Source organism: Capsulimonas sp., assembly GCF_039929585.1.
Classification (GTDB): Bacteria; Armatimonadota; Armatimonadia; order Armatimonadales; family Capsulimonadaceae; genus Capsulimonas.
This window is the reverse complement of the sequence record NZ_JBDSQY010000317.1, coordinates 1-10,797: the sequence shown is the minus strand read 5'-3', so window position 1 is coordinate 10,797 and position 10,797 is coordinate 1. Positions and strand designations below refer to the sequence as shown.

Here is a 10,797-nt window from a genome sequence, read left to right as displayed (position 1 = left end):
GTTTGTTCTTACCAGCCGCGTCCGGCCAGAAGCTGCTCTTTGGGCAGCGTTTCCAGGTTGATGCCGACCATCGCTTCGCCCAGGTCCGCCGAGATTTCGGCGAGGATTTCCGGGTTGTCGAAGTGGGTGCAGGCGTCCACGATCGCTTTGGCGCGGCGCTTGGGATCGCCAGACTTGAAGATGCCCGAGCCGACAAAGACAGCCTCGGCGCCGAGCTGGCGCATCAGGGCGGCGTCGGCCGGGGTGGCGATGCCGCCGGCGCTGAAGTTCGGGACCGGCAGCTTGCCGGTGCGATGGATCTCGACGACCAGTTCGTAGGGCGCGCCCAGGTTCTTCGCCTCGGTCATTAGCTCTTCGAAGGGCATCGCGTGGATGCGGCGGACGCCGCCGAGCACCGTGCGCATGTGCCGGACCGCTTCGACGACGTTGCCCGAGCCGGCCTCGCCCTTGGTCCGGATCATCGATGCGCCCTCGGCGATGCGTCGGAGTGCTTCGCCCAGGTCGCGGCAGCCGCAGACGAAGGGAACTTTGAACGCGTGTTTATCGATATGAAATGCGTCGTCGGCCGGAGTCAGCACTTCCGACTCATCGACAAAGTCCACGCCGAGCGCTTCGAGGATCTGCGCTTCGACAAAATGACCGATACGGGCCTTCGCCATGACCGGGATCGTGACCGCCGCCATGATGCCCTTGATCATCTTCGGGTCCGACATGCGGGAGACGCCGCCATCACGCCGGATGTCGGCGGGAACGCGCTCCAGCGCCATGACCGCCGTCGCGCCGGCTTCCTCGGCGATGACCGCCTGCTCGGCGTTGACGACGTCCATGATGACGCCGCCTTTCAGATTTTCCGCGAGGCCAACCTTGGCCGCCCACGTCGACTTCAATTCTTGAGCCATGAAACCAAACCCTCTTCTAAAGTACAACTTTCCTCTATTCTACCTGAAACGCCCCTCCCGCCGCAATGCAGCGCGCCTGAGGCGCGTGCTTTGGTCGAGCGTCGCTGTGATCGCATGCGTCGGGGCGGCGGCGGGATTGATCTGGAGACAAGTTCGCACAGAAGGCCAGCCTATCTATCGCGACGTGTCTCAGGCGCCGCCCGCTCCCGTGGCGATCGTCTTCGGCGCGGGCTATTCTGGGAATGCGCTGAGCTCGATTCTTTCGGATCGCGTGAACGTGGGCGTCGATCTTTACAAGGCGGGAAAGGTAAAGAAACTGCTGATGACGGGGGACAATGGTCACGTGGGGTACAACGAGCCGGACGCGATGAAGGCGGCGGCAATTAAGCGCGGCGTGCCGTCGAAGGACATCGTCTGCGACTACGCCGGCTTTCGCACTTACGATAGTTTGTATCGGGCGCGTGATGTTTTTGGCGTCAGGAAGGCTATCTTAGTCAGCCAGACCTATCATTTGTACCGAGCGCTGTATACCGGCAAAAAATTGGGCTTGGAAGTGACGGGACAGGCGGCCGACCGGCAGACGTATTACGGTCAAGAATTTTTCGACAGGCGGGAAGTGTTCTCCACTGAGAGGGCGTGGATCGATGTAAACGTCACGCATGCGCAGCCGAAATATCTCGGTCCGAGAGAGCATAGCCTGGATGGATAGGGTGAGGTAAGAGGTGAAAAAGGCTGGACTGCGGGGAGCAGTCCAGCCTTTTCTTAGTTCAGAGGTCAGTGTCGTTCCTGACGAGGATTTACTTGCCCAGTTCTACCTGAGCGGACTGCGAGGATCCGTTGGCCGCCGCCGTGACGGTTACCGCGAGGAAGTCCGACGTCGAGCGCGACACCATCGGGAATGTCGCGGACGTAGCGCCGGCGGGAACAACGAACGAGTAAACGAAGAGCTGAGGGTCACTGCTGGTCATAACAACCGTCAAGCCCCCGGCGGGCGCAGGCCCGGAAAGTGTTACCGTTCCGGTGGTGCGATTGCCGTAATGGTCCAGTACATGGAACGGGATCGAGAGCGCCGTAATGGTCACCGGAGCGCTGATGTCCAGCGACGCCGTTTGCGTTGAGCCGTTGAGTGTTCCCGTGATCGTGACGGTCGTCGGGGTCGTGACATACTTTGTGGCGATCGGGAAGTTGACCGATGTCGCTCCCGCGGGAACGAGGATGGGGAAGACCTGCGCCGAGCTTGGATCGCTGCTGGTGAGGTTAACGATCGTTCCGCCAGCGGGAGCCGCGCTAGAGATAGTCACGGTTCCTACAGGACGTGCGCCGCCAATGACCGAGTTCGGCGTAATGGAGATACTGGACAACGTGATCGTGGGCTTCACGGTGACGGAAATCGTCTGAGAATAGTTGTTGAGCGTCGCCTTGATGATCGCGGTGACGTCAACAGAAGTCGATCGCGCAATCATTGGGAAAGTCGCGGAGGTTGCGCCGGCCGGGATGGCAAGCGAGTAGACGAAGAGCGCGGGATCGCTGCTTGTCAGAATGACGACCAGTCCCCCAGTGGGCGCAGGATTGGAAATCGTCACTGTCCCGGTACCGCGGTTACCGACGTAGAGGGTGCTCTGGGCAACCGTGATCTGCGTGACGATGGTTGGAACGGTGATCGCGAGCGTCGCCGTCTGCGTGGTTCCGTTGAGCGCCGCCGTGATTGTGACGGTCGTTGCGGGAACGTACTTTGTGGCGATGGGGAAGGTCGCCGATGTCGCTCCTGCGGGAACGAGGATGGGGAAGACCTGCGCCGAGCTTGGATCGCTGCTGGTGAGGTTAACGACTGTCCCGCCGGCTGGCGCCGCGTCGCTGATGGTCACAGTTCCCACGGGGCGCACGCCCGCGAGCACTGAGGATGGAGTGATCGACAGTCCGATCACCGAGACCGCCGGAGTGACATCCAGCGTCGCGGATTGGGAGATGCTGTCCAGCGTCGCCGTGATGGTCGCGGTCGCCGCCGCGCTGATATAGCGAGTAGCGATCGGGAAGGTCGCCGAAGATGCGCCAGCCGGAACCAGCGCCGTCGCATAGGTATAGGCCGTCGCTGTATCGCTGCTGGACAGACTGACGGTCAAGCCGCCTGCCGGCGCGGGCGCGGTCAGAGTAATCGCGCCTACGGGCCGAGCGCCCGCCACCACCGAGTTTGGAGCGATGGAGACACCGGATAAGGCTGGCGTTGGCGAAGTCGCGGTCGCGGACGCCTGGGCCGAATTCGCGCTCTCCAGACCATTGTTCGTCGCCGATACGACATAGTAGTACGTGGTTCCGCCCTGCGCGGTGAGATCGACATAACCCGGTGTCGCGACCGTATCGATATTGTTATATGAGTCGCCGTCCGTGGTGGATCGCTTGATCGTATAGCTCATCGCATTGGCGGAGGCGGTCCAGGTCAGAGTGACCTGATTGTCGCCGCCGGTCGCGGTCAAGTCGGTCGGAACTCCGGCGGGATCGGGAGCCAGAGCGGCGAACATGTTGGCGCCGTTGAACGATCCCAGGCCCGTCGAGTTATCATAACCGGTCGTGGCGGAGTAGAACAGGTTCGTGCTGTTGTCATTGATGTCGTGGAAGACGTTGTTGTAAGACGGTCCGGTCCCCAGCGCATAGAGTGCCGGGTGGAGGTATCCGAGCGTGCTGCGGCCGTCCGTTACGCGCTTTTGGTTGACGAGAGCCGCAAATGCAGACCACAGGGGCGCTGCGGCGCTGGTGCCGCCGGCGACATACCAGCCGCCGTTCCAACGAACAGAATATCCAGTGTTACCGTCGGCGCAGAGAGCAACATCCGGCACGTTGCGCGCAATGCTGGAAAGACCAAGCGTTCCCTGATAGTCCGGCTTGGCCCAGATCGTGCTGATGCCGCCGCCGCCGCCGAGCCCATGGGCTCCACGGCTGGTGTCTGTGGGATCGTTCCAGTTGGTCTCGCTCAAATATGTTCCGTCGTTCTTGACCGCCAGCGCCGTTCCGCCGACGGCGATGACGAGAGGATCAGATGCAGGATCGTCGACGCTCAGATTGACGCCGTCGTCATAAGCGCCCGCGTCGCCGGATGCGGCGAATATGGTCTGTCCTTGTAGCGCCATCTGCAGGAAGATAGAGGCTTCGGAGTTCTTGAACGACTGGGAGGTCGCCGTTTCGGCGATGCCCCACGACGTACTGACGGATTTGGCGACATTGTCCACGGCGATCTGATTGTACGTGTGAACGACGCCGTTGAGGCTGTTGGGTCCTTCGTAGACCATGATCTTGTCGGCGTTCGGCGCCAGCGCCATCATCAATTCGATGTCCAGCACTACCTCGAACGAGCCGAAACCTGTCGAGCTCGGGACGCCTGTTACGCCATCGACAAGGACGTTTTGGAGCGGAACGTTCGGAAGGCCGTACTGAGCGCGGTAAGCGGCAATATCCGACGCCTTGTATCCGTCGAGTTCGAAGAGCGCGAGCGTTTGCCCGGTTCCTGTCTGCGTCACGCTGTTAAGGTTGTAAGCCGTTTTGATGTCGGTGGGACTGAGTCCTCCAAACAACCCTGTTCCAATGTACGAGGGAGACTGAATGTCCTTCACGAGTGGAGTCATCGCCGTGTTGTTGGTGTGCAGCTGTGCGGCGTTGTCCAATCCCAGCACTCCGGCCAAGGGAACCCCAGCCACGGACGGAACTCGTGGTTCGCGGTCCGCTGAGTAAATCACGCGGCCATTGGGCTGCTGATAATATCCAAGATTGACTTTAAAGGTCGATTGTACGGTCGCGGCGGGCGCAGCCACATCGAGGATGAGTCGGTTCGGGGATGTCTTCGTGACGCGATATCCCTGCGCCACGTAGGCGGAGGCGAGCGCTTCGTACTGGGCGGCGGTCGGTGAGAAGCGACTGATAAACTCCGAAGTCGTCAGATGCTTCCCGAACAGTGGATCGTGCGGATCGTGCTGACGCCGGAGCAGATCGGTCGCTTCGGCCTGATTGCGCAGCGGCAGCACCAGTGCAAGCTCAACGTTTTGTGCGGCGCTCATCGGCCGGAGGGCGTGTGCGCCGACAAGCGCTCCGGGTATCTGCGACTGGGCGATCGCCGGCGGGACCGCGCCGATCAGAGCAGCGCCGAGCAATACGGAAGGAATAAGGGAAGAGACGCCCCTCTGCGCGCAGGCGCGCGGGCGAGAAGGAAGACGAAAAAGGGCTGACATATCGACGGTGACTTTCTACCTGATGAGGTTAGGTCTAGGACACACTGCGTTGGATTACCGTCGCCGCCATAGCGTCATGGCGTAAAAAAGCCGCGCTGCTATAAGGGAAACAGATCTATTATATCACGGATATTATCCGGCAATTGGGAAAAGATCGAGAGTGGACGGCGAAAAACCTGGTAATTGATGTTACGCAAACCATAATTTCGATCTGTCAGCTAGTATAGCGGTTCATTCGTGACAGCGCCGTGACAATTGACGCCAAAAACGTGACGGATTAAAGGAGTGGCGCTGTGTGACTGAGCGCAGCGTCTTAGCAATTGACGGTACGCACGACTTTAGCCGGCGATTGAACACCCGTATGTGGGTGTTCAATCGCCGGGCGCAGTGTGTGTAATATCAGCTGGTAATCAGACTTCGCGCCGCCACTCCAGGGCTTGAATGAGGGTTGCCTGATCGGCGTAGTCCAGGTCGCCGCCGACCGGCATGCCATGGGCGATGCGGCTGACGCGCGGTCCGAGGGGCTTGAGAATACTCGCCAGGTACATCGCGGTGGTGTCGCCTTCGACGGTCGGGTTCATTGCGAGGATGATCTCTTTGAATCCGCCGTCCGCAACACGTGTCTGAAGTTCCTTGACCTTGAGACGGTCGGGGGTGACGCCCTCCAGTGGCGAAATGACGCCTTGGAGAACATGGTACACCCCTTTGAACTCATTGGTCTTCTCCATTGCGATCAGATCGCGCGGCTCTGCGACAACGCAGAGATGCGTCTTATCACGCCGGGGATTGGCGCAGATATCGCAGACATCGCCTTCGGAATAATTGAAGCAGATGCTGCAAAACCGGATGCTGCCCTTGATCGCGAGCAGGGCCTCGGCGAGCGCGCGCGCTTCGTCCTCAGGAATCCTCATGATGTGGAAGGCAAGGCGCTGCGCGCTCTTGGGGCCGATGCCCGGGAGCTTTTCAAATTCGCCGACAAGTCGTGCGATCGGTTTGGGATAGTATGCCGCCATAACGCCTAGAAGAAGCCGCCGGGCAGCGTGTTGCCCATGCCGGCGGGCATGACGCTCTTGAGCTTCTCTTCGCGCAAGTTATTGGCCTTCTCGATCGCCTCGCGGGCGGCGACGGTCACCAGGTCTTCCAGCGTCTCCACATCATCGGGATCGACGGCTTCCTTGGCGATCTTCACTTCTACGACTTCGCACTTGCCCGTCACCACGATTCGGACCAGCCCGCCGCCGGCCTGACCTTCGACGCGGGCCTGGGCCAGCTCCACTTCCACAACCTTGGCGTCGGACATCGCCTTCTGAGCCTGCTTCATCAAATCGCCCAGACCGCCGGGCATCTTGCCAAATGGGTTCGCCATTTCTAATATCCTTTCGATCCATCTTCGTCTAGTACACGACCGCCGAAAACGGCGATCACTTCATCCATCAATGGGGATTCCAGCGCTTCTTCCACGACAGCCGGAGCGGGTTTAGGCGGTCCGGGCGTCGCACTGCGAATTGCGGAGTTCTCACCTTGCATTGTACACTTGATTTTATAAGTTCCGGACTCCAAGCCAAGCGTTTTATTAATGATATCTTCAAGCGCTTTGCGGCCCTTCTCACTACTCTCCATCCGTTCGTAATGGAAACGTCCTGAGAATTGTAAGAAAATCGTCTTTTCTCGAACGGCGATCGGCGAAGCGTCACGTACGTGGGCGGCTCCGGAGGGCGAGCGCGTCCCCATGCGGTTGACGACTTCCTGCCACGCCTTTTGCAGTCGAATCAGATCGGGATGCGCGTCGGGCGGCAGGGCGGGACGAGCTGACGGAACAGACGGCGGAGGCTCCGGGACTGCGACCGTTTGAACGTGCAGCAGATCCTCCGGTTCCTCTTCCGGTTCCGGAATGTCGATGGACGGCGTCCAAAGGCTAGGAAGCGCCGTGTCGCCGTCTTCCTTAGCCGCAATCTCGTCCCCAGGAATAATGTCCGCAATGTCGTCGCCCGGCAAAAGCGCATCCATCTCTTCTGGCTCATCGTCAATCGGATCGTCACTGAGAAGATCGCTTTCAATGGACAGTGAGGGCGGCGCAAGGGCGACTTCGACAGAGGCGACAGGGACTGGCGGCGCCGGGGTGGGGGGCGCCGCTGTTGGTACGGACGTCGTACTCCGAGGAGTTTGCTCGGCGGACGGAGTCGCTAGGCGCGGCGCTGGTTCGGTAGCCGGCGCAGCGGCGCGGGGCGCTGCAATCGGAGCGGTGACAGCGCGGGCGACGGGCTCGGCGCCGACGTTCGCGGGGCTTGATGGAAGTCGCACCAGGCGCAGAAGGGTCATCTCCAGCAGTAGGCGGTGCTGGTTGTTGAAACGCGATTCCCGCTCGGCTTCGGAGATAATCTCCAGTGCGCGCAGCAGGTCCGAAGGCGCGAACAGGGCGGCTTGTTTGCGAACGGTGGCGCTGTCGTCCAGGCCGTCGGCGGTCGCTACTGGGGCGCCGACGCTCAGATAAAGCATGTCGCGCAGTCGGGTTGAAAGGCTTTTCAAAAACTGACGGATGTCCTTGCCGGACGCCACCACGTTCCCGGCGAGTTCAAACACGCCGGCGGCGTCGGAGGCGGCCAGCAAACCGACTGTGTGCGCCAGCACGTCATCATCCACCGTCCCAAGGACCAGGCTCACATCATGCGCCGTCACGTTCTCGCGCTTGTAAGCGAGCACCTGCTCCAGCAGCGAGAGCGAATCACGGTAAGATCCGTCGGCGGCGCGCGCTACCAGCGCGGTCGCCTGCGGCTCAGCGGCGACGCCTTCTTCCTGAAGCACCTGGGTCAGCCTGTGAGAAATCTGCGCGATCGTTCCACGCTTGAACTCGAAGACCTGGCAGCGGGAAGCGATTGTGATCGGCAGCTTTTCCAGCTCGGTCGTCGCCAGAATAAAGACGACGCGGTCCGGCGGCTCTTCCAGGGTTTTGAGGAAGGCGTCCATGGCGTCGCGCGACAGCTGATGGGCTTCGTCGATGATGTAGACCTTGTAACGGCCCTCCATCGGCGGGAACTTGATGCTGGCGACCAGATCGCGGACGTCGTCGACCTTGCCGTGCGAGGCGGCGTCCATCTCCAGCACATCCACGAAGTTCGACGCCGCGATGGATTTGCATGGTCCGCACTGGCCGCACGGTTCGGGAGTGGGCTTGGTATTGTGGCCGTCGGGGCCGATGCAGTTCAGGGCTTTGGCGAGGATGCGGGCGCAGGTGGTTTTGGCTGTTCCGCGCGTTCCGCAGAACAGATAGCCGCTGGCGACGCGTCCCGCCGCCACGGCGTTTTTGAGCGTTGTGGTGACGTGTTCCTGCCCCACGACGTCTTCGAAGTTTTGCGGGCGGTATTTTCGATAGAGGGAAACGTATGCCATGAGCCCTTGATTATACCCGATACGGCGGGTCCCGAGAAAGCGACGGACCCTTCCGAAATTTCGGAAGGGTCCATTCGGGCGGCTTTCGCCGCACATATTATTTTGGCCGTGCACCCGCCGTTGAAGTCGTTCCTCCACGTGTTACGTAACGCCGCAAGCTCCGGTCAGAGCACCAGCGGCACACGGGCAAGACTCCTTATCGCTGCTTCGTTCCCGACCTGACGAGGTTCGAAGCTTGTCCGTTGCGCTGGGTCCGTCCATCAACACCGCGTACGAACGCCAAAACCGTAAAAGAGCGCCCCGAGGGCGGGGATTCAATCTCCCATGACCCGGGTTTGGAGAATAGGGCACCGGAACCGCCCCATCTAGCACGGCCAAATCGTTCTCCTCCCAATTCAAAATTGGGAGGAGAAAAGTTTCTATTCGAAGACTTTCTGTCCCTGGCCTAGAACATCTTCGCGGGTCAGAGTGAAGGTCTTCTTCAGCAGATGCAGTCCCGGCTGCGGTCCGCTGGTGTCACCAGGAACTATACCCGATGTATCCAAATAACGCGAGTCCGTCATGCCTTCGCCGCGCCATCCGATACGGTCCTGAACCTGCGGTGGAGTGTCCGCATGATTGGATGGGTTGAACCACATGGTCACCGTGTATTTCGGCGCCGTGAAGGAGTACATCTCCGGGTCCTTGCTCATATCGATCTTGCGTGAGAACTTCCCAGCGCGCACCGACGCCGAATCCTGCATGATCGTCAGGCTCGGATTGAGCGACAGCGAGTTCAGTGAGAAGTTATTGATCTCAGGCGTCTTGTAATCCGCATCCTGGAAGCGAATTTCAATACGGGTTCCGTCGATCAGACCCCACTCATGCGCGCCGGTCTCCAGGACGAATTTCTTCGCGCCGATCGAGTTCAGCTTGCCGCGCATCTCGAAGACCTTGGGAGCCACGCGAACCAGCTGCGCGTCGAATTTGTAATCGATCGGCGGCTGGGTCATCGTGGCGCGCCATTTACGGCGCATCGTCATCTCCTGGATCTGCTTTTGTACGTTTTGCGCGCTGGACGATTCGCCGAACTCACCGCCGTAGCCGGCCGCCATGTTGTCCATGTGCGCTTTGTAACAGTACTCCCACTGCTTCAGCGCTTCGTCCGGCATGCCGAGCGCTTCGTAAGTATGCGCGAGGCCGTGACCGAGCGTCGTGATCTGCAGTGACGCTTGTTTAGCGGCTTCTTTCTTGATGGGATCGTTGGGATCCGCCTTGGCGGCGGCCATGGCGTCGTCGATCACCTTCTTGCCTTTTTCGTAATACTCGCGAGATTTGTTGAAGTCTGAGATCTTGCGATAGTAGTGCGTGAAGGCCAGGTCGGAATACATTTCCGGAAGATCCGGGTTGTTGTTGATGCCTTCGCGCATTAGCGAAAGCGCGAGCGGAATATAACGACGGTCGGAGCGCTGGTCAGTGTCCGTGAAGTTATAGTCCATGTGCCACGCGCCGGTCTCATAGACGTCAATAAAGTGCGGGTCAAGCCACGTGATGATGCGGATCATCGGCGTGATCGCCTCGTAATCGCCATTATGGAAGAACTCGTCGGTGCGGACCCACAGCAGGCCGGCGACAGCCTCGCGGAAGCCGGTGAAGGCGCCCAGCGCCATCTCAATCGGCAGACCGCCCTTGCTGTTTCCAACGGCGGCGCCGACGCCGTTACCCTTGGGCTCATATTGATGGCGGGTCGGATCCATATTGACCTGTAGGAATCCGACGGGGATGAACAGCAGCAGTCCGAGCACCAATATAATTAGTCGTTTTGAACTGGACATCATAATTAGACCTCACGGCGTTCGAAGATTGCCACCGCTAGCGTCAGAAGGATCGTCGTGTAGAGGATCGCATAGACGATCAGCTGCACGATGTAGAGGCCTTCTTTGCCGACATGAATTTCCGGGTGAATGATCGGATTCTGAATGTTGTAGTTCGCGAAGTTCGGAATCACCACATGAACCAGATAGAAGAAACCGGTCACGAGCGCGTTTTTGTGGTGGTCCGGATCCTTGGCGAGCGATTCTGTGATCGACGACAGACTTCCCAGAAGGTAGATGGCGAATGTCAGGAAGAAGTTGACGAAGGGCGATAGGAAAACGGAGAAGAACAGGGCCAACGCGCCGACGATCATCAGCTGGAAGAAGATCATCAGGATGCCCTTGAGGACATCTAAGTTGAACGCGTGCTCTTTAATCGTTAGGATCGCTAGAAACGCGATTCCCATTAAGGCGATGTTGGAGAATACCGTCATTAGGCCGCCC

At 59.7% G+C, this 10,797-nt stretch carries 8 protein-coding genes and 1 other RNA gene; 1 reads left to right on the top strand and 8 read right to left on the bottom strand.

All coding sequences use genetic code 11. The features are described 5' to 3' along the window. Positions 1-8: 8 nt before the first annotated feature. Positions 9-899 (bottom strand): pyridoxal 5'-phosphate synthase lyase subunit PdxS, encoded by an 891-nt coding sequence (gene pdxS, locus ABIZ35_RS24320; RefSeq protein ID WP_348222521.1) that lies wholly within the window; start codon positions 897-899, stop codon positions 9-11. On the opposite strand from pdxS, the gene ABIZ35_RS24315 reads away from it, so the two are divergent. Then, positions 898-1,608: an ElyC/SanA/YdcF family protein gene (locus tag ABIZ35_RS24315; protein ID WP_348222520.1), complete on the top strand. Its 711-nt coding sequence runs from the start codon at positions 898-900 to the stop codon at positions 1,606-1,608. The genes pdxS and ABIZ35_RS24315 overlap by 2 nt on opposite strands. Positions 1,609-1,696: 88 nt before the next feature. On the opposite strand, the gene ABIZ35_RS24310 is transcribed toward ABIZ35_RS24315, so the two are convergent. The 7 genes from ABIZ35_RS24310 to ABIZ35_RS24280 all read right to left on the bottom strand — a co-directional run. Further along, positions 1,697-5,113, bottom strand: coding sequence for a protease pro-enzyme activation domain-containing protein (locus tag ABIZ35_RS24310; RefSeq protein WP_348222519.1), 3,417 nt, complete (start codon positions 5,111-5,113; stop codon positions 1,697-1,699). A gap of 410 nt (positions 5,114-5,523) precedes the next feature. Continuing rightward, positions 5,524-6,126 carry a recombination mediator RecR gene (gene recR, locus ABIZ35_RS24305; RefSeq protein WP_348222518.1) on the bottom strand — a complete coding sequence of 201 codons (603 nt, stop codon included), beginning with the start codon at positions 6,124-6,126 and terminating at the stop codon, positions 5,524-5,526. Positions 6,127-6,131: 5 nt separating this feature from the next. After that, positions 6,132-6,479, bottom strand: a complete 348-nt coding sequence (locus tag ABIZ35_RS24300) for a YbaB/EbfC family nucleoid-associated protein (protein WP_348222517.1) — start codon at positions 6,477-6,479, stop codon at positions 6,132-6,134. A 2-nt stretch (positions 6,480-6,481) separates the two neighbouring features. Further along, entirely contained in the window at positions 6,482-8,500 is a 2,019-nt protein-coding gene (gene dnaX, locus ABIZ35_RS24295; RefSeq protein WP_348222516.1) for a DNA polymerase III subunit gamma/tau, read from the bottom strand. Positions 8,501-8,606: 106 nt separating this feature from the next. Continuing rightward, positions 8,607-8,874: signal recognition particle sRNA large type (ffs, locus tag ABIZ35_RS24290), an RNA gene on the bottom strand. Between the two features lie 45 nt (positions 8,875-8,919). Beyond that, on the bottom strand, positions 8,920-10,317 hold the full coding sequence (locus ABIZ35_RS24285) for a hypothetical protein (RefSeq protein WP_348222515.1): 1,398 nt from the start codon (positions 10,315-10,317) through the stop codon (positions 8,920-8,922). 2 nt (positions 10,318-10,319) lie between these two features. After that, positions 10,320-10,797, bottom strand: a 478-nt coding sequence (locus ABIZ35_RS24280; protein ID WP_348222514.1) for a hypothetical protein, incomplete at its 5' end; no start/stop codon positions are given.

Coding starts and splice junctions, on each gene's coding strand:
- ABIZ35_RS24315 (WP_348222520.1), top strand. CDS start 898: ATGAAACCAAACCCTCTTCTAAAGTACAACTTTCCTCTATTCTACCTG.
- pdxS (WP_348222521.1), bottom strand. CDS start 899: ATGGCTCAAGAATTGAAGTCGACGTGGGCGGCCAAGGTTGGCCTCGCG.
- ABIZ35_RS24310 (WP_348222519.1), bottom strand. CDS start 5,113: ATGTCAGCCCTTTTTCGTCTTCCTTCTCGCCCGCGCGCCTGCGCGCAG.
- recR (WP_348222518.1), bottom strand. CDS start 6,126: ATGGCGGCATACTATCCCAAACCGATCGCACGACTTGTCGGCGAATTT.
- ABIZ35_RS24300 (WP_348222517.1), bottom strand. CDS start 6,479: ATGGCGAACCCATTTGGCAAGATGCCCGGCGGTCTGGGCGATTTGATG.
- dnaX (WP_348222516.1), bottom strand. CDS start 8,500: ATGGCATACGTTTCCCTCTATCGAAAATACCGCCCGCAAAACTTCGAA.
- ABIZ35_RS24285 (WP_348222515.1), bottom strand. CDS start 10,317: ATGATGTCCAGTTCAAAACGACTAATTATATTGGTGCTCGGACTGCTG.